Genomic DNA, 18202 nt, shown 5'->3' on the forward strand with positions numbered 1-18202 from the left:
AGTTTGCGATCCGGATTTTATGTGCTACCTGTGTATAACTCTGTGAAGTAATTATTTATCAACTGTTCGAAACCCGGACAAAATAAGGGATTCAAGCACTTTTACATCTGGGGATAGTTATAGATATACACACAGTTAGATCAAGATCATCACTACATATTGTGGATCAAAAGATCCAAATACACTTTATCAACGCAATTCACAGCTTTATCCACAAATGGTTGGAATGTGTACACTTTTGAAAACCCTGATTATCCATGTGTCTAAGTTTGCCGTTGGATAGGTTACAATAGCGGCAATATACCCAAGCAGCTTCAAATATGGATTTTATGCTGTACCACGGGTGCTGATTAGTACGTTAGGTTCGAGGTTGCTTGGGTATATTAATAAGACAATGAGAAAGTAAATGGATCAGTTTAAGCATATCGATGTACAAGGTGCGCAAGCGCTGCTCGAGCAGGGTGATGCGAAGCTTGTAGATATCCGTGACCCTCAATCGTTTGCCGTTGCGCATGCGGAGTCCGCGTATCACTTAACTAACGATACGATCGTTGCGTTTATGGATGAAGTGGAGTTCGAACAACCTATTCTAGTGATGTGTTACCACGGTATTAGTAGCCAAGGTGCGGCGCAATATTTGGTTAACCAAGGCTTTGAACAGGTGTACAGTGTAGATGGTGGCTTTGAAGCCTGGCATCGAGCAGAACTACCGATAGTGAGAAGTTAATGAAGAGATTGGTAACGTTAAATAATCCACGTATGGCGCAAGCCTTTATTGATTATATGGCCTCTCGCCAAATTGACATCGAAATGATGCCAGAAGGGGATGGGCAATTTGCGCTGTGGCTGACTGATAGCCAGCATGAAATAGAAGCGGAAGCCGAACTTAAGCAGTTCCTTGCTAACCCGTCTGATTCAAAATACAGCGCCGCCTCGTGGGACGTTGCCGATACTCGTAAGAGCACATTTCATTATTCCAGCCCGAGTATCATGAGCATGGTCAAAGCGAAAGCTGGCCCCATGACTTTGCTGATCATGACAGTCTGTATCATCATCTACTTGTTACAAATGTTTGGCTTTGGCAATGGCGTGTTTAAGTTGTTGCACTTCCCGGCTTTTGAGGGGCAACAATGGCAAGTGTGGCGATGGCTAAGTCATGCGTTACTGCACTTTTCAGTAACTCACATCGTGTTTAACTTACTATGGTGGTGGCAGTTGGGTGGCGACATCGAACGTCGTCTAGGTTCCGGTAAGCTATTGCAACTCTTTGTGGTGTCGGCAGCGCTTTCAGGGGCAGGCCAGTTCTATGTTGAAGGGGCTAACTTCGGCGGCTTGTCTGGCGTGGTCTATGCACTGCTTGGTTATTTGTGGATATTAGGTTACCGCTTGCCACATTTAGACCTTACGCTACCTAAGCCAATCATCGTCTTTATGTTGGTATGGTTAGTTCTTGGTTTTGTGCAGCCATTTATGGCGATTGCAAACACCGCTCACTTAGTTGGGCTACTGTCGGGGATGGCGATTGCGTTGTTTGATTCAGGCAAGATGAAATACCAACAGCAAGCTTAAAGCAGATGAAATGAAAAGACCGCTCAAGAGCGGTCTTTTTTTATGTTCAAAACGGATTTGGGTTTATTGATAAAGGTATTTTGTAAACAACAAATCGGCAATGATGGTTTTACCTGTTTCAGGCAAAAGCGTTTCGTTGAGGGTCGTCACTAAAGTTTTGCGCAGATCTTCTCGGCCAGAAAGGGACTTAATCGTATCTTCTGTTTGCTTACCCAATAATTCAATCACTGCATCGCGAATCAAAGGTTGGTGATGCTCAACAACTGATAAATCTTGTTGACTCATTACCATGATGTCGATGCGCACTTGCACATAACCTAACTTTTTGCCTTTGGTGTAAAAGTTAGTAGTGAGATCAGGCTCTAGGGTAAAGTATGCCAACTTAGGTCCAGCTTCTTCCGTTTCAGCCCAACTTGGTGCGGCGAATAGTATGGTTAACGCAAAAATAATTTGGGCTATATAACGTTTGTACATATTTCTAACTTTTCTTTCTCTGGATCGCGATATTCGAATCGCTTCAGTCTTGATACAATGGGCCGTCTATAACAAATAACGGAACTTACGGTTACATACATTACTATGGACGGTAAGTTGTTGCTTTATTGTACGCATAAAGCCTCCAATTGAATACTAGTATGAATCAGCCAACATCACTCTATCTTGCTTCTTTATTGGAAGTAGAGTGGCAAAACCCCGAAGAATTCGAATTTCCAAATGAATTTGCCAAGCACTGGCTTGAAGAGCAAGGGTCTTTGTCACGTCGTTTAAAACAGCACTGCCAAGCGTTAACGGTAGAATTGCTACAAAATCAGATCGTCACTGCAGCGACATTAAAACAGGATGAAAGCCAGTTATTGTCCGAACAAGATTGCTTACTGAGAGAGGTAATTTTGTGCGGTGACAATAATAACTGGGTTATTGGGCGGACATTGATTCCTCGCTCAACCTTAGTTGATCAGCAGTATGATTTGGCTCAACAAGGGGATATCCCATTAGGATTAACAGTGTTCAGCGCAGATAACGTTGAGCGGGACTCTTTACAAATGGGATGGGTAGCCGTACCAGAAGGACGTTTGTTAGCGCGACGCTCAAGGTTGTGGATGAATCACAAACCGATGCTAGTCGCCGAGTTATTCTTATCTAATTCACCAGTTTACGCTAAGGAGACAGTGTAAATGTCCGCAGAAAAAGCCAAAGCATATTGGCAACTGATGCGCATGGATCGCCCGATTGGTTCACTGTTACTGATGTGGCCAACGATTTGGGCGCTAATTATCTCAGCCCAAGGGATGCCAAGTTGGGATGTATTCATCGTGTTTGTATTGGGGGTATTCCTAATGCGTAGTGCGGGGTGCGTGATTAATGATTTTGCAGATCGCAAAGTCGACGGCCATGTAAAGCGTACTAAGCAACGTCCACTGCCATCAGGGAAAGTGACAGCAAAAGAAGCGATTGGATTATTTTTGGTTTTGGGTATCAGCTCGTTTTTGTTAGTGCTGACCATGAACCCGCTGACGATTCAGCTATCCTTCGCTGGCATTGTGTTGGCGTTCATCTATCCATTTATGAAGCGTTACACTCATATTCCACAGCTATTTTTAGGCTTGGCTTTTAGCTGGGCGATTCCAATGGCGTGGGCTGCACAAACTGGGGAATTACCATTAATTGTTTGGTTTTTGTTCCTCATTAATGCTTTGTGGACCATTGCGTACGACACTCAATATGCGATGGTAGACCGAGATGATGATCTAAAGATTGGCATTAAATCGACGGCAATTCTGTTTGGTCGTCATGACAAGCTTATTATTGGTGTGTTGCAACTGATTACACTCGCGATGTTGGTTTGGTTAGGGCAGTTCTACCAATTGGGACAAAGTTACTACTGGACCCTTTTGATTGCAGCGTCGTTGTTTGTTTATCAGCAGCACTTAATTCGTCACCGTGAGCGGGAGTTGTGCTTTAAGGCTTTCCTTAACAACAATTATGTTGGCATGGTGATAGCGATAGGGTTATTGGTCGCATTTTGGTAAGCGAAGAAATAGAAAAAAGGCATCCGATTGGATGCCTTTTTTCTTATTTTGGAAGAAGGTAAAACGGTTACGACTGAAGTTGATGAATACTCTCTTCGATCGTCAGTTTCACTTCTGGATAAAGCAGAATGAATAGTAATCGCGCAAATTGCTGCGTTTTCTTCGTGTCACAGTTACCATCGTTATCGAGGTATTTTTGCTGTTTGAGCGTATTGAACATCGCGGTAAACACACCTTTATCGAAGAATTCTGGCGCATTAATACCGTGTAAGCGTCCTAAACGTTGAGCAATATCTTGGCTCTTCTGTTCTAGGTCCGATTTACCGAGCTCGGGGTAAGCAACAAGCAAGTTCATCGCGATAGAGTAGCGCTGCAGTGTTTCCGTGATTGTACGACCTAGCAGAACCAGAGGCTGGTTGTTCGACTGATTGATCTCCAGCTTATCACCATCGAGGCTAATCATTTTCTGTTCGGCAAACTCATGCAGTGTTTTAACGACCAATTCATCCAACTCGTCTTCTTGATAGCTTAAGAACAACTCTTTCTTCAAGAATGGGTAGATTTGCGCGACATTCGCTTGAATCTTTTCTACCGAAAGGTTGCGCTGACGAATGATCATCTGAGCAATTAATGATGGCAGAGCAAACAAGTGGATGATGTTGTTGCGGTAGTAGGTCATCAGGATCGATTGGCTACGATCCAGCGAAATGATGTCACCCATGCTATCGGTTTCAATCACGAACTTATCAAGCGAAATTGCATGATCGACCAACTCCTCAGCACTTTCGGTAGGGATAGTGGAGGTGCTTGAGTACGGGTTATTTTTGAGTAGCTTTAAGTAACACTCGATCTGATTGATCAGCGAGTCACGAGAAAGTGCACGTTGACGAGAAGCAAGCAGTGCGGTTGCACACAAGGTCAACGCGTTTGCCGCCGCCGCATCATTGATGTGCGTCATCATCTTATTAGCAAGGTCGTTCACCACAGGATTCATCCATTGTGGTTTGTTACCACCCATGCTGTCGATGTCTTTCGTCCACTCAGGAGCATGCTCGTTCAAGTACTGGTTGAGCTGAATTGGCTCACCGAAGTTCACATAGCCCAAACCAAAGTTACGCAGTTTACGCAGAGTACGCAGTACAAGCCCTGCGTTTTCTTTCTCTTTGCGTTTGCCACGCAGCTCTTTCGCGTAAGTGCCCACTTCCATTACGTGCTCGTAGCCGATGTAGACCGGCACTAGCGTTACTGGGCGGTTTAAACCACGTAGCATTGCTTGGATGGTCATAGCCAGCATACCCGTTTTCGCTTGCAGTAAGCGACCTGTACGTGAACGACCACCCTCACTGAAGTACTCGACTGAATAGCCTTTGGCAAACAGCTCAGCTAGATACTCACGGAAAATGGTTGAGTACAGTTTGTTGCCTTTAAAACTACGACGAATAAAGAACGCCCCACCACGACGAAAAAGCGGACCGGCCGGGAAGAAGTTCAAGTTAATGCCTGCCGCAATGTGCGGAGGCACCATGCCTTCATGGTATAAAACATAAGACAACAGCAGGTAGTCCATGTGACTACGGTGACACGGGACGTACACAATTTCGTGGCCGTCTTGCGCTAAACGACGCACAGTCGAGGCGTTATTGATGTGCAAACCTTGGTATAGTTTTGTCCATAACCAACTCAGGATGCGGTCGCCATTTTTCACCAGACTATAGGAGAAGTCGGCAGCGATTTCATCCATGATGTCGTGGGCTTCTTTACGTGCCTTATCAATCGAGATGTTTTTGCTCTTGGCTTCGTCAGCAATCGCCAGTTCAATAGCTGGAGATTTTAGTAAACGAGCAAACAACACTTGGCGTTGTGGCAGGTTTGGGCCTGAAGCAGCCAGTTTCTGGCGTGAGAAGTGGATACGCGCCACGCGAGCCAGTTTGTGCGCAATTGCGCTGTCGGTACCGTGAGAGTCTGCCATATAACGCAGAGATACCACGGGACTAAAGCGAACTAAGCAGTCGCGTCCCGCCGCCATTACTGCTTTGGCTTTTTGCGGACCATTCATCGGTTGAAGGTAAGGCTTTTGGTTCTCTTCTTTACCTGGCTTACGACCCCAAAGCACGGTTGCAGGGATCATTTGAACATCCAACTCACTATCCAGCTTGTGCAGTTCCAGTAAGTCAGTGAACAGAGAGACAGAATCGGTTGGGACATCATTATCGTTGTTCATCACAGTTGGACGCGCAGCGATAAAGACGAAACGGTTCAGCGTTTTGCCATTGATTTCCAGCGGGCTGAGCGGGTCGGGTAGACCAAGGCTCATGGCTTGTTTTTGCAGTGTCAGCAAATCCACGTTCGAGCGGAACGGCAGGGCATATACAATCGGTTTAGTTAGGTCGATGTTCAGATCTTCAATCGGGTTCGACGGGATTGTGGTGCCCTTTACCAGTACCGATAAAGGTAGTTTTAGTAATGAACGTGAAAATGATTGTCCAGAAGACATAAAGTTCACAGCCTCAATAGGTATTCAAACAGGCCTAACCTTATTTCAGTTTCCGCTTTGCATGTCTTCTCTATAAAAAGAGATGAGTACGGCAATAGAAATAAGCCTAGGCGATAAAATTTAAGCGCTGCAAGGATACCAGAAACTGGTCAAACCTTTTAATTTTATTGGCTGTAAATTAGTCGAACCCCTAAGTTATTGCTTTGACTTGATTAACTGAAAAGTCGGTGTTTTAAACGAATAAAGAATGAACTTAATCGGTAAGCTGAAAGCTCTCCACAAATAAATTAAAAAACAACCAATTGGGTTTTCATTTGAGCATTTACTGGATATACTCACAGTTAACTGTATAAAAAGACAGGTGAGACATGAAGCCGTTAACGCCACGCCAACAACAAGTCTTCGATTTGATTAAAAGTAAAATCGATGACACCGGAATGCCACCAACTCGTGCAGAGATTGCGCGTGAGCTTGGCTTCCGCTCTGCGAATGCCGCAGAGGAACACCTAAAAGCGCTTGCTCGTAAGCAAGCAATTGAAATTATTCCAGGCGCTTCTCGTGGGATTCGTATCCTGCTTGAAGACGCAGCCAATGATGAGCAGGGTTTGCCATTGATTGGTCAAGTTGCAGCGGGTGAGCCAATTCTGGCTCAAGAGCACGTAGAGGCGCACTACCAAGTCGATCCTGCGATGTTCAAACCGCAAGCGGATTTCTTACTTCGTGTAAATGGCGAGAGTATGAAAGACATCGGGATTATGGATGGCGATTTGCTCGCGGTGCATAAAACCCAAGACGTGAGAGACGGTCAAGTTGTCGTTGCGCGTGTTGATGATGATGTGACTGTGAAGCGTTTGGAGCGCAAAGGCTCAACCATATTACTGCATGCTGAGAATGAAGAGTTTGCCCCAATCCAAGTGGACTTGACGTCTCAGCACCTTACGATTGAAGGCTTAGCCGTTGGTATTATTCGCAATACCGATTGGATGTAAGTGTGTTTAAGCAGCCCAGTTCATCTGGGCTGTTTTGTCTTTTCTCTTTTTCTACTTCCTCCAAAAGCTTGCTCATCATCTTGACCTTGTTTGTTTTGACCAATTTATAAGCTTGATAATGTAATTGATATTCATTATCATCTTTATTAATGTCTATGTTTTCTCTCTGGCGCAGGAAATGCCCATGTCTCAGTCTAAACATCAAGTTCCTAACCATTTATTAAAGCCACTGTTATTGCGTAGCCGTGAAAGCATGGTCGACAATGGCTTGGTGTACGATCCGATAGCTGCTAAAGCGTGTTTGAGCTGTAAGATGGCGCCGGATTGTTTGAGTGGTGATATTGCGCAGAAGCAATTGCTGCACGTGACGCTGACTCAGCTTTGTGACCAGCAGGTTAGTCACTTCTTACAGCAGTATCCCGATGCTTGGATAATCAATGTCGGAGCGGGGTTGGATACCCGCTTTTATCGTTTGGATAATGGACGCTGCCATTGGATAGAGCTGGATGTGACGGAAAATTTGGTATGGCGTCAGCGTTTGTTCCACAAAAATGAACGTTATGAACATCGCTGTGGCAGTGTGGATGAAATGTCGTGGCTAGAGACGTTAGCCATTCCAGAGCAAGCACCGGTACTCATTTTATGTGAAATGGCACTGCTCGATTGCACAGAGCGTCAAGTCGCGAAATTTATTCAAACCTTAGGTCGACATTTTGTTTCTGCTGAACTGTGTATGGTGCTGGCAGGAGATTTAACGGAAACCAAGTGGGGACAAAAGCTTGGCTCTGATCGTTATGCTCATGGCTTTGAAGCGCCTGCAGCACAGATATTGCAATGGTTACCATGGGCACAGTGGGTGAAAGCTTTCTCGCCATTCGATAGATTCTGTTCTCGTTGGAAAGCTTGGCAGCGTTGGCTTAATAAGATTCCAATGTTGAAGCATCGCCTCACGCCAGTACTCGTTCATATCAAGTGGTAATTGGCTAGTCGTTAAGCGCTCAGGTACACTCGTCGATCTTATTGATGAGGTGCCTGTGACAAATTCAATCTTCTCTCCTTTATCTAACCCAAAAGTTCATCGCCAAGTCTTAGCTTTAGCTATACCTATGGTGCTGTCGAATATTACTGTTCCATTGCTCGGTTTGGTCGATGCTGCGGTGATTGGTCATCTAGACCACGCTTGGTATTTGGGTGGTGTTGCGTTGGGCAGCACCATGATCAGCGTGACGTTTTGGCTGCTTGGTTTTTTGCGTATGTCGACTACTGGGTTGGCGGCGCAGTCCTATGGCGGTGAAGACCGAAAGCAACTTGCCTTGGTGTTTATGCAAGGCTCACTTATGGCGCTGCTGTTTGCGTTAGTCTTCCTTATTGCCCATACCCCGATAGCTGATTTGATCTTTGGTTGGAGTGACGCCAGCGCAGAGGTAAAACACTACGGTATGCAATATTTCTCTATCCGTGTGTGGAGTGCCCCCGCTGCGCTAATGAACTTTGTGTTGTTGGGGTGGCTGCTCGGAACGCAAAATTCCAAAGCACCAATGTGGATGGTGATCATCACCAACGTGACTAATATTGCCCTCGATTTGTTGTTTGTGATTGGTTTGGGGTGGAAAGTAGAAGGCGCTGCGCTGGCATCGGTGATTGCTGACTACTCTGGCATGGGTTTTGGTCTCATGTGTGTCTGGAAAACCTGGCGAGAGAGGCAATTACCATCACCTCAAAAGTTGCTAGCCAGCACTCAACACGGTTTAGGGCGATTCGTGAAATTGAATCGCGATATTTTCTTACGCTCTTTGTGTCTGCAAGCGGCTTTTAGCTTTATGACGTTCCAAGGTGCGAGCTTTGGTGATGAGGTTGTCGCTGCAAATGCGGTTCTGATGAGCTTCCTGATGATTATCTCGTATGGCATGGATGGCTTTGCTTACGCAATGGAGGCCATGGTCGGGAAGGCGATTGGTGCCAAAGATAGGCAACAATTGAGTGCATCGCTTGTCGGCACTTTCTTTTGGAGTTTGGTTATTTGCTTAGGACTGACCGCGCTCTTTGGTTTGGCGGGATCGCAGTTGATCGCCATGATCACTTCAATTGAGGCGGTACAACAGCAAGCAGCGGTGTATCTACCTTGGCTGGTGGTGATGCCACTTGCGTCGATGTGGTGCTTTCTATTGGATGGCATTTTTGTCGGTGCAACCAAAGGCAAAGACATGCGCAATAGTATGTTTGTCGCGACCAGCAGTTTCTTTGTTGTCTTTTACTTATTCGCCGAGTGGGAAAATCACGCGCTGTGGTTTGCAATGATGAGCTTTATGTTGATGCGGGGTATTGGTTTAGGGGTTATCTTTCTCTACCAATGGCACAAGGATACCTTCCTAACACAATGTTGATATAAAAACAGCAGGTCCAAGCCTGCTGTTTTTCTGTCTGCTATCAAGAAGCATAGATTAGAACAAGCGGTTCAAACCATTCAACGCAGCGACACGATACGCTTCGGCCATTGTTGGATAGTTGAAGGTGGTATTGACGAAATACTCGATGGTATTTGCTGAGCCTTTTTGCTCCATAATGGCTTGACCGATGTGGATAATTTCCGCGGCACGTTCGCCAAAACAGTGAATCCCTAAAATTTCTTTGGTTTCACGATGGAACAATATCTTCAAGCTACCGATGTCTTTCCCTGCGATCTGTGCACGAGCTAGATGCTTGAACGAAGAGCGTCCTACTTCATACGGTACTTTCGCAGCTGTTAGCTCTTGCTCGGTTTTACCCACAGAGCTAATCTCTGGGATGGTGTAGATACCCGTTGGAATATCATCAATCAGGTAGTTTTCTGCCTGACCTTTCGTAATGGCTTGTGCGACAAATCGCCCTTGGTCATAAGCGGCGCTTGCAAGGCTAGGGTAACCGATGACATCGCCTACAGCGTAAATGTGTTCGATATCGGTTTGGTAGTTACGGTTTACTTTTAGTTGTCCGCGAGAGTCCGCTTCCAGACCCACTGCACCCAAATTCAACTTATCGGTGTTACCTGTTCGACCATTCGCATACAACAAGCAGTCTGCCTTCATCTTCTTGCCAGATTGTAGGTGAATAATCACGCCATCTTCTGTGCCTTCGATTTTTTCATAGGTCTCATCATTACGAATTACCACACCGCTGTTCCAGAAGTGGTAAGACAGCGCATCTGACACTTCGTTATCCAAAAACTCCAACAAGCGGTCGCGGGTATTGATAAGGTCGGTTTTCACTCCAAGGCCGCGGAAGATAGAGGCGTACTCACAACCGATAACGCCCGCACCGTAAATGATGATATGGCGAGGGTCGTGTTTCAGGCTCAAAATGGAATCACTGTCGTAGATGCGCTCATGCAAGAAATCTACGTCGTTAGGCTGATACGGGCGAGAACCCGTCGCGATGACAAACTTATCCGCAGAATAGATTTCTTCTGTACCGTCGCTTTGCATCACTGCAATTGAGTAGTTATCGATAAATCGCGCGGTTCCGAACAAAAGTGTGCATGAGTTACGGTCATAAAAGCCCTGACGAAGTCGAGTTTGCTTATCAATGACCGATTTAGCATGACCTAAAATGTCAGAAAATGTTGCATGAACGCTGGTGTTGTTTCGACAAAATAGCGGGTTGCTATTAAATTCGATGATGCGGCTAACGGCATGACGCAGTGCTTTTGATGGAATAGTACCCCAGTGAGTACAACCGCCGCCGACACTGCTTTCTTTCTCGACAATGGCAACATTCAGTCCCGCTTTGGTTAATCCCATTGCAGCCCCTTCTCCGCCAGGGCCACTACCGATTACGATCACGTCATAGTGATTAACATGCGCCATGATGCCTTCCTTGTTATATTTGCTTAACATTGCTTTAGCGCGATTTTAACTCATTTACTCTATTGGTACACGTCATGCCTGTTAGAGAGTGGAAGTGATCACGCAGAATCGACCAAAAGGATGATTTGGTATGTTGTATGTCTATAAATTGCATCGAGAACATTGCAATTAGATGCATGCCAATAGTAACGTTCTCGGCGCTCAGAGCGAGCGAAGCAACATATCTTTCTCCGTAGGAGCAAATTGCGTTATATTGAGGCTCTTGTACCCTACAGAAAAAGAGCAAGTTAAGAATGAAATCGATGGGAATCCGCGCACAGCAAAAAGAGAAGACACGTCGATCATTGATCGATGCGGCATTTAGTCAATTAAGTGCGGATCGCAGCTTTTCCAGCCTTAGCTTGCGAGAAGTCGCCCGAGAGGCAGGGATTGCACCGACTTCTTTTTACCGTCACTTCAAAGATATGGATGAGCTAGGCTTAACCATGGTTGATGAAGGCGGTTTGCTACTACGCCAACTGATGCGTCAGGCGCGTCAACGTATTGTGAAAGAAGGTAGCGTAATTCGTACCTCGGTCGAAACCTTTATGGAATTCATTGAAAGTAGTCCGAACGTTTTTCGTTTGTTGTTGCGTGAGCGCTCCGGCACTTCTGCTGAATTTCGTACCGCTGTTGCTCGAGAAATCCAGCATTTTGCGGCAGAATTAACCGAGTATTTAATGAGCACCGGCGTGACCAGAGAAGAGGCGTATACTCAAGCAGAAGCGTCTGTGACTTTGGTTTTCAGTTCGGGGGCTGAAGCTTTAGATTTAGATCGACGTGAGCGCGATGAACTCGCCGAGCGATTGATCATGCAATTGCGAATGATAGCCAAAGGGGCCTATTGGTATCGCAAAGAACGTGAACGTAACCGATTAAAAGGCGGGATAGAATAATGTCGAATGGAAATAAATCTGAAAAGAAAACGCTGATTTTGGCACTGGTTGCAGGTATGTGTGGTGATGCTTTGTTGTCATGGTTGACCATGAGTGAAGTGTCTTTTTCAATCTTCCCATTGATTGCACTCGTACTGGCTGTACAAGCTCTTTACCAAGAGTACCTAAATAATCCGGTATCAGAAGATATCCCATTAGTTGGCTTGGCGTGCTTCTTCGTAGGTGCGTTTGGTCACTCTGCGTTTATTAAAGCGCAATACCCAGAAGCAGGCTCAAACTTCTTCGCGATCATGGTTTCAATGATCTTACTCGCATGGATTGGTAAGAAGCTAGGTTTTGTCAGCAAGAAGACTTCTGCGGAATAAGCAAACGAATCAAATTAAAAAGCGAGCCATTGAGCTCGCTTTTTTTGTATTTGACGCGGTGGGTTACGCTTTGCGTTCCAACAGTACACCTGCTTCCATGTGGTGGGTATAAGGGAATTGGTCAAACAGAGCAAAACGCGTTACGTTGTGTGTTTCGCATAGAATGTCCAAGTTCTCTTTTAGAGTCTCAGGGTTACAAGAGATGTACATGATGCGCTCGTAACCTTGCACCATCTTACAAGTATCGACATCCATCCCAGCACGTGGTGGATCGACAAAAATCGTGTTGCAGTTGTAGCTCTCCAGATCTACACCTGCATCTTGTAGACGACGGAATTCACGCTTACCTTCGATCGCTTGAGTAAATTCCTCTGCTGATAGACGTAAGATTTGTACGTTATCAATCTTATTGGCGGCGATGTTGTACTGTGCAGATACCACAGATGGCTTCGCTAGCTCAGTTGCCAGTACGCGGTCGAAATTCTGTGCCAACGCCAGCGAGAAGTTACCGTTACCACAGTAAAGCTCTAGTAGGTCGCCAGTGCTTTCTTGGGTACAGTCGACCGCCCATTCCAGCATCTTCTCTGCGACTTTGCCGTTCGGCTGAGTGAAGCTGTTCTCCACTTGTTGGTAGATGTAGCTTTGACCATTTACATCGAGCTTCTCGATCACGTAGTCGCGGTCTAGGACAATCTTCATCTTACGAGCGCGACCAATGATGTTTAGGTTAAAGCCTTCATCATTTAAACGCTGTTTAAGGGCTTTCGCGTTTTCAATCCACTCTTCATCAAGTTGGCGATGGTAAAGGAGTGAAACCAGAATCTCACCACTTAGCGTCGATAGGAAATCCACCTGGAACAGTTTACGACGTAGTGAGTCGTTGTCTTTCATCGCTTCAACCAATAGCGGCATCAGGTCGTTGATCAGACGGCTTGCTGCAGGAAATTGGTCAACACGGTATTTCTCACGAGTTTCTTGGTTGAACATGATGTAGTAAAGATCTTCGCCTTCATGCCAAACACGGAACTCAGCACGCATGCGGTAGTGCTGCTCTGGTGATTCAAACACTTCCAGTTCTGGCATGTTGTATGGCGCGAACATGTCCGTGAGACGTTCGACTTTTTCAGCCAGTTGTTCTTGGTAGCGTTGTGGGTTTACATCAAGAGTAGCCATGATCTTACCTTTTATGGTGCATTCAATTTAAGAGCGCAGATTTTATTCAATCTCAATAGGATGTCCAGTTTTGTACTGGAATTGATTTAAAGATAGTGCGTACAGGCAGAGTAGAAAGCAAAATCAATCAAAACGTTACAACTTCTAAGGGCAATATTGGCTGGACAAATAATCAATAGCTGAATAATATTTGCCTCAAGTTGGTGCTATCTAGCAATCTAGATGGCTGAAATGGGAATCTGGTGTGAATCCAGAACTGACGCGCAGCGGTAAAAGAGAACGAACGCTCATCAGACACTGCATTAGTTTATGTGGGAAGTCGAGCAAGTAGGCGGTACACCCGTGCTCTTGAGTCCGAATACCTGCCAACAACTGAGCCACAGCACTGGACTGTCATGATGACAGGGCTCGGAAGGAATTACGCGATTTAGGACAATACAATGAGAAAATCCGCACTGGCGATCACTTTGGCATCGCTGCTTTCACCTGTCTCTTATCTACAGGCCCAAGAAACCTCCACTGACGAAACCATCGTTGTTACTGCAAACCGTTTTGAGCAAGCCGAAAGCCGTACGTTGGCAGATGTCGAAGTAGTTACACGACAAGACATCGTTCGCATTCAAGCGAAAACCCTACCAGATGTATTGCGTCGCCTTACGGGGATTCAAGTTTCACAAAATGGTGGTCGTGGTCAGTTAGCGTCTTTATTTGTTCGTGGAACCAGTTCCGACCAAGTTTTAGTACTGGTTGATGGCGTACGTTTTGCGCGAGCAGCGAAGGGCGCTGTGGACTTTAACCAAATCCCACTTACTTACGTTCAACGTATTGAGTACGTGCGTGGTGCGCGTGCGTCACTTTATGGCTCAGAAGCGATTGGTGGCGTGATCAATATCATCACCATTGCGCGTGCTGACGAAGAAGGAACGAAGTTAAGTGCGGGTTTAGGTAGTTTAGATTATCAAGAATTGAGTGTGGCATCTGGTATTAAAGTCACAGAGAGCGGCCAGCTAAATATCGCGCTTGGTAGTGAAAGTGATGATGGTTATAACGTTCGTCCTGTACCGGGAGTTAATGACGGTGATCGCCATGGCTTTGATACAAAGAATGGTCTGCTAGGTTACGTGCATAACTTCAATGACCAGTGGTCTGCATTTGGTAATCTACGTGCTTACGAAAATGTTTATCAATATGACAGCAGCTACGGCAGTCGCGGTTACTACGAAGCAGAAAAAGATGATCTTTCTGTCACTCTGGGCGGTAAGTATCAGTCTGATAATGTGATGTCAGAACTACAAGTAACGGCACAGAAACAGAAGTCTTGGAACTATGAGCAAGCAAAAGGCAAACACTCAGGTACTGAAGATGAACTTGAGCAGCAAAATGTCCAGTGGACCAACAGTTACTTGCTAAACAACAATACGACGTTTGCTGGTGGTATTGATTGGCGCAACGAGTCTTATAAAGACAAGAGTGCGAATAAAACGTTTGATCGGACCAATGGCGCTCTGTTTGGTATGGCAACCACTAGTATTGATAAAGCAATGCTCGAGGGCAGTGCTCGCCTTGATGATAACGAAGAATACGGTAGTGAGTTCACTTACAGTTTAGCGGCTGGTTACCAGTTTGTACCAGAGTTTGGGGTTAAAGCCTCTTTTGGTACTGCATTTAAGGCTCCAAACCTATATCAACAGTATGACCCAACATACGGTGAGAAAGATCTGAAGCCGGAAGAGTCAGATGCTTGGGAGCTAGCATTCAGCGGTGATGTCCAAGGCGTTTTTTGGTCCGTAACGGGTTATGACTATATAATCACGAATCTTATCGATTACCATCCAACCACATACAAATATTTGAATGTCGATGGTGAAACACATATCCAAGGTGTGGAGCTTGTTGCTGAGTTTGATACAGGGATTGTGCAGCACCAGTTGAGTGCAGATTACAAAGATGCTGAAGACGATAAAGGGCATCAGTTGCAGCGCCGCGCTAAAGAAATGTATAAGTGGAATGCTTTAGTGAGCTTCGATAAAGTGGATTGGTCGGCTAGCTATCAGTACGTCGGTAAGCGTCCAGATGTGGATTACAGCACTTGGCCTTCACAAGATATTACGCTTTCTTCTTACTCGTTGGTTGATACGGCGGTGACTTACTATCCGAATGAGTCGACCTCTATTAGCGCTCGTATCGATAATCTACTTGATGAAGAGTATGAGATGGCAAAAGGTTACCCTGCTGCAGAGCGAGCGTACTATCTCAACGTTGGCTACGAATTCTAATCGTGAATGAGCACAAACCGCCTTCGGGCGGTTTTTAATATTTTGTGGTGGAAAATCGAATGAAGAAACCCAAGCGAGTTGTGATCAGCTGGTCCAGTGGTAAAGATTCGACATTAACGCTTGAGCGCCTTAACGAGAATCCAAATTATCAAGTTGTCGGTTTGTACACGACTTACGTAGGGAAAGAAGTCCCTTTCCAAGCAACTCCGCTTGAAGTCGTACAAATGCAAGCAGACTTACTTGCGCTTCCGCTCATTACTATCGAGCTACCTGAAATCTTTCCAAGTAACGACATTTATCAATCGACCATCGTTAATGGATTACAAAGTAGTGGTCTGAACATAGAAGCTGTCGCATTTGGTGATATGTTTTGTAATGGCATTGCCGATTACCGACGCAGCTATATTGAACCTGTTGGCTGGGAATGCGTCTTTCCTCTATTAGGGGAGAGCAGCGAAAAACTAGCGATGGAAATCATAGAGCGTGGTATTCAAACGATGTTAATCACCATCGACGGAAGAGTTCTCCCTCCAGAATGGTGTGGTCGCTGGTATGACAAAGCCCTAATAGAGTCATTACCAAGTCAAATTGATCCCTGTGGGGAAAATGGTGAATTTCACACATTGGTCACGTCTTCGCCATCTTTTCAAGGACATATCGAGTTGACGAAGCGAAATGTAGAATCTGGAGATAGATTCAGCCATCAAAGATACCATGCTAAAGCATTGCCAAAACAAATCTACGCAGTATGATCGCAACGTTTCTGTTCTTTAGGTAAGACTCGTGCGAGTAGCAAGTAAGAAAAAAGTCCTAGTTTTTGACTCTGGTGTTGGTGGTCTTTCTGTATTCCAAGAGATACATCGCCTATTGCCCCAGCTAGACTACTTATACTTATTCGATAATCAGGCTTACCCTTATGGTGAACTCGATCAGGCTGTACTCGTTTCACGAGTTAACCAACTGGTATCTTCTTTAGTCGAAGAACACCAAGTCGACATTGTCGTCATTGCTTGCAACACGGCGAGCACCATAGTGCTTCCTTCCTTACGCGAAAATTTATCGATTCCCGTTGTTGGTGTTGTCCCTGCGATTAAACCCGCATCGCTTTTAGCATCAAAAGGGGTAGGGCTGATCGCCACTCCGGCGACAGTAACACGCCAATATACTCACGAGTTAATACGGGACTTTGCGCAAGGCAAACCAGTTGAGCTGGTGGGATCAACTCGCTTGGTAGATATGGCCGAAGAGAAGTTGCGAGGCAACAGCGTTTCTCTCGACGAACTGACAAATATCCTGCTTCCCCTTCGCGATAAAGTCGATGTTGCGGTGCTCGGTTGTACTCACTTCCCTTTAATCAAAGAGGAGATTCATCAAGCTTTGGGTGGGGACGTTACTTTAATTGATTCAGGCGCAGCGATTGCGCGTCGAGTAAAAGCATTGCTATTAAGTGATGAAATTGAGGATACAGAAGAGGGAAGTAAGTCGATTTATGCCAGTGCAACTCCTTGGCAGGAAGGTGCACTGAACATTTGTTTAAAGAAGCTAGGTTTTAATCCTGTTCAGGTTTACCGCCATCCGGATGTTTAGGATCGTTCGCAATTCTCACTTTTAGCGTTCTCTCCATATATTTCTTTTCATTAAGTTTAGCGATAGCTGGCTTGGCATCTGCCGCAGCCATCACTACAAAACCAAACCCTCTTCTTTTTCCAGTGCGCTTATCTTTCATTAAGCGTACTGCATAGACCTGTCCATATTCAGCAAACAAATCGCGAACATGACTCTCATTGGCCTTATAAGGAAGGTTGCCGACATACAGCGTTTTAGTTGAAGGATCAGGATCCGAAGATTGAAGAACAGGTGTTTTGCTAGAAAATGAAAAAAGAAAAGCAGTAGCGATAACACCAATGAGGAAGCTCAAGGCTGGTGGGATGATGAATTGAGAGAAGATGATTCCCCCAACGATGGCCAGCCCAACACATAAAATCAGATTTTTTTTAGACGTCATTTTAATTACTACACATAGTGATAAAGAGATCGATTGTCCATTAACAGAATAGACACATGAATCTTACGTATATGGTTGGTGTTTTTCCAACCAATTGCTGTGATATGTCTCAAATGTGACGAAGAAATATGCAAATATCGCACTTTTGGCTAATTTGTGACCGATTGGTTTTTTATTTGCAAAAAACGCTTGTACTAATTTCTCAACTCCCTATACTGCGCATCCACCGACACGGAGTGAGACGAAAGTCACACAGCGAGTCGGAATTGAGAGAAAAGAAATTTGAAAAAAATGCTTGACTCTCTCACGGTGTGAAGTAAGATACGCACCCCTAGCGACGAGCAACTAAGTTGCTGAAAATGTTAGAAAAGCTCTTTAAAAATAAGAACCTATCAATCTGTGTGGGCACTCGTTGATGATAATCCAATTCGATACTTCGGTATCAAATTAGGTTTCAATGATACGAAGTGACCATTGAATCGAAAGATTCAGCACAGTCAATTCAAACATTACTTTATGTAATG

At 45.2% G+C, this 18202-nt stretch carries 17 protein-coding genes and 1 riboswitch; of the genes, 12 read left to right on the forward strand and 5 right to left on the reverse strand.

From position 1 onward, the window contains the following. Nucleotides 1–406 precede the first annotated feature (406 nt). Nucleotides 407–727: a thiosulfate sulfurtransferase GlpE gene (glpE, locus tag R7E47_RS21480; protein ID WP_005378691.1), complete on the forward strand. Its 321-nt coding sequence runs from the start codon at nucleotides 407–409 to the stop codon at nucleotides 725–727. Then, nucleotides 727–1569, forward strand: a complete 843-nt coding sequence (glpG, locus tag R7E47_RS21485; RefSeq protein ID WP_005378689.1) for a rhomboid family intramembrane serine protease GlpG — start codon at nucleotides 727–729, stop codon at nucleotides 1567–1569. Before glpE ends, glpG begins: the two co-directional genes overlap by 1 nt. A 63-nt stretch (nucleotides 1570–1632) precedes the next feature. Here glpG and R7E47_RS21490 read toward each other — a convergent pair whose 3' ends face one another. After that, complete coding sequence (locus R7E47_RS21490; RefSeq protein WP_005378687.1) at nucleotides 1633–2043, reverse strand: flagellar basal body-associated protein FliL; 411 nt, start codon at nucleotides 2041–2043, stop codon at nucleotides 1633–1635. Nucleotides 2044–2204: 161 nt separating this feature from the next. Here R7E47_RS21490 and R7E47_RS21495 point away from each other — a divergent pair, with 161 nt between their 5' ends. Together R7E47_RS21495 and ubiA are read left to right on the forward strand one after the other, a co-directional pair. Next, the gene (locus R7E47_RS21495; RefSeq protein WP_005378686.1) at nucleotides 2205–2744 is read left to right on the forward strand and encodes a chorismate lyase; all 540 of its coding nucleotides are present in this window, start codon (nucleotides 2205–2207) and stop codon (nucleotides 2742–2744) included. Beyond that, nucleotides 2745–3599, forward strand: coding sequence for a 4-hydroxybenzoate octaprenyltransferase (ubiA, locus tag R7E47_RS21500; protein ID WP_005378684.1), 855 nt, complete (start codon nucleotides 2745–2747; stop codon nucleotides 3597–3599). A gap of 67 nt (nucleotides 3600–3666) precedes the next feature. On the opposite strand, the gene plsB is transcribed toward ubiA, so the two are convergent. Then, nucleotides 3667–6093: a glycerol-3-phosphate 1-O-acyltransferase PlsB gene (plsB, locus tag R7E47_RS21505; protein ID WP_005378683.1), complete on the reverse strand. Its 2427-nt coding sequence runs from the start codon at nucleotides 6091–6093 to the stop codon at nucleotides 3667–3669. A gap of 368 nt (nucleotides 6094–6461) precedes the next feature. Between plsB and lexA the strand changes: the two genes are divergently transcribed. The 3 genes from lexA (at nucleotide 6462) to dinF (ending at nucleotide 9466) form a co-directional block, all read left to right on the forward strand. Then, nucleotides 6462–7082: a transcriptional repressor LexA gene (gene lexA, locus R7E47_RS21510; RefSeq protein WP_005378682.1), complete on the forward strand. Its 621-nt coding sequence runs from the start codon at nucleotides 6462–6464 to the stop codon at nucleotides 7080–7082. A 184-nt stretch (nucleotides 7083–7266) separates the two neighbouring features. Then, the gene (locus R7E47_RS21515; protein WP_005378679.1) at nucleotides 7267–8061 is read left to right on the forward strand and encodes a class I SAM-dependent methyltransferase; all 795 of its coding nucleotides are present in this window, start codon (nucleotides 7267–7269) and stop codon (nucleotides 8059–8061) included. Nucleotides 8062–8116: 55 nt separating this feature from the next. After that, a complete protein-coding gene (dinF, locus tag R7E47_RS21520) occupies nucleotides 8117–9466 on the forward strand; it encodes an MATE family efflux transporter DinF (RefSeq protein WP_318085045.1) in 1350 nt (449 codons plus the stop codon). A gap of 57 nt (nucleotides 9467–9523) precedes the next feature. On the opposite strand, the gene sthA is transcribed toward dinF, so the two are convergent. Next, the gene (gene sthA, locus R7E47_RS21525; RefSeq protein WP_005389689.1) at nucleotides 9524–10954 is read right to left on the reverse strand and encodes a Si-specific NAD(P)(+) transhydrogenase; all 1431 of its coding nucleotides are present in this window, start codon (nucleotides 10952–10954) and stop codon (nucleotides 9524–9526) included. Between the two features lie 263 nt (nucleotides 10955–11217). On the opposite strand from sthA, the gene fabR reads away from it, so the two are divergent. Then, nucleotides 11218–11859 carry an HTH-type transcriptional repressor FabR gene (fabR, locus tag R7E47_RS21530; RefSeq protein ID WP_005378632.1) on the forward strand — a complete coding sequence of 214 codons (642 nt, stop codon included), beginning with the start codon at nucleotides 11218–11220 and terminating at the stop codon, nucleotides 11857–11859. Next, nucleotides 11859–12224: a YijD family membrane protein gene (locus R7E47_RS21535; RefSeq protein ID WP_005378634.1), complete on the forward strand. Its 366-nt coding sequence runs from the start codon at nucleotides 11859–11861 to the stop codon at nucleotides 12222–12224. The genes fabR and R7E47_RS21535 overlap by 1 nt, the downstream gene beginning before the upstream one ends. Before the next feature lie 63 nt (nucleotides 12225–12287). Here R7E47_RS21535 and trmA read toward each other — a convergent pair whose 3' ends face one another. Beyond that, nucleotides 12288–13397: a tRNA (uridine(54)-C5)-methyltransferase TrmA gene (gene trmA / locus R7E47_RS21540; protein WP_206955044.1), complete on the reverse strand. Its 1110-nt coding sequence runs from the start codon at nucleotides 13395–13397 to the stop codon at nucleotides 12288–12290. Between the two features lie 184 nt (nucleotides 13398–13581). After that, nucleotides 13582–13782, forward strand: a riboswitch (cobalamin riboswitch). A 55-nt stretch (nucleotides 13783–13837) separates the two neighbouring features. Between trmA and btuB the strand changes: the two genes are divergently transcribed. The 3 genes from btuB to murI are packed head-to-tail and all read left to right on the forward strand — an operon-like array spanning nucleotide 13838 to nucleotide 17260. Further along, on the forward strand, nucleotides 13838–15673 hold the full coding sequence (gene btuB / locus R7E47_RS21545; protein WP_318085046.1) for a TonB-dependent vitamin B12 receptor: 1836 nt from the start codon (nucleotides 13838–13840) through the stop codon (nucleotides 15671–15673). Nucleotides 15674–15732: 59 nt separating this feature from the next. After that, nucleotides 15733–16425 (forward strand): adenine nucleotide alpha hydrolase, encoded by a 693-nt coding sequence (locus tag R7E47_RS21550; RefSeq protein WP_238764801.1) that lies wholly within the window; start codon nucleotides 15733–15735, stop codon nucleotides 16423–16425. 31 nt (nucleotides 16426–16456) lie between these two features. After that, nucleotides 16457–17260 (forward strand): glutamate racemase, encoded by an 804-nt coding sequence (gene murI, locus R7E47_RS21555; RefSeq protein WP_258668997.1) that lies wholly within the window; start codon nucleotides 16457–16459, stop codon nucleotides 17258–17260. On the opposite strand, the gene R7E47_RS21560 is transcribed toward murI, so the two are convergent. Continuing rightward, nucleotides 17223–17678: an RNA-binding protein gene (locus R7E47_RS21560; RefSeq protein WP_258668996.1), complete on the reverse strand. Its 456-nt coding sequence runs from the start codon at nucleotides 17676–17678 to the stop codon at nucleotides 17223–17225. The two genes, murI and R7E47_RS21560, sit on opposite strands and share 38 nt — an antisense overlap. Nucleotides 17679–18202: the final 524 nt, after the last annotated feature.

The sequence above is a fragment of the Vibrio sp. Vb1026 genome (assembly GCF_033338745.1).
Lineage (GTDB): Bacteria > Pseudomonadota > Gammaproteobacteria > Enterobacterales > Vibrionaceae > Vibrio > Vibrio alginolyticus.

Excerpts from the sequence above, each read along its gene's own strand:
- sthA (WP_005389689.1), bottom strand. The coding sequence starts at position 10,954 with ATGTTAAGCAAATATAACAAGGAAGGCATCATGGCGCATGTTAATCAC.
- btuB (WP_318085046.1), top strand. The coding sequence starts at position 13,838 with ATGAGAAAATCCGCACTGGCGATCACTTTGGCATCGCTGCTTTCACCT.
- glpE (WP_005378691.1), top strand. The coding sequence starts at position 407 with ATGGATCAGTTTAAGCATATCGATGTACAAGGTGCGCAAGCGCTGCTC.
- R7E47_RS21535 (WP_005378634.1), top strand. The coding sequence starts at position 11,859 with ATGTCGAATGGAAATAAATCTGAAAAGAAAACGCTGATTTTGGCACTG.
- fabR (WP_005378632.1), top strand. The coding sequence starts at position 11,218 with ATGAAATCGATGGGAATCCGCGCACAGCAAAAAGAGAAGACACGTCGA.
- R7E47_RS21550 (WP_238764801.1), top strand. The coding sequence starts at position 15,733 with ATGAAGAAACCCAAGCGAGTTGTGATCAGCTGGTCCAGTGGTAAAGAT.
- ubiA (WP_005378684.1), top strand. The coding sequence starts at position 2,745 with ATGTCCGCAGAAAAAGCCAAAGCATATTGGCAACTGATGCGCATGGAT.
- R7E47_RS21515 (WP_005378679.1), top strand. The coding sequence starts at position 7,267 with ATGTCTCAGTCTAAACATCAAGTTCCTAACCATTTATTAAAGCCACTG.
- R7E47_RS21495 (WP_005378686.1), top strand. The coding sequence starts at position 2,205 with ATGAATCAGCCAACATCACTCTATCTTGCTTCTTTATTGGAAGTAGAG.
- R7E47_RS21490 (WP_005378687.1), bottom strand. The coding sequence starts at position 2,043 with ATGTACAAACGTTATATAGCCCAAATTATTTTTGCGTTAACCATACTA.
- trmA (WP_206955044.1), bottom strand. The coding sequence starts at position 13,397 with ATGGCTACTCTTGATGTAAACCCACAACGCTACCAAGAACAACTGGCT.
- R7E47_RS21560 (WP_258668996.1), bottom strand. The coding sequence starts at position 17,678 with ATGACGTCTAAAAAAAATCTGATTTTATGTGTTGGGCTGGCCATCGTT.
- plsB (WP_005378683.1), bottom strand. The coding sequence starts at position 6,093 with ATGTCTTCTGGACAATCATTTTCACGTTCATTACTAAAACTACCTTTA.
- lexA (WP_005378682.1), top strand. The coding sequence starts at position 6,462 with ATGAAGCCGTTAACGCCACGCCAACAACAAGTCTTCGATTTGATTAAA.
- glpG (WP_005378689.1), top strand. The coding sequence starts at position 727 with ATGAAGAGATTGGTAACGTTAAATAATCCACGTATGGCGCAAGCCTTT.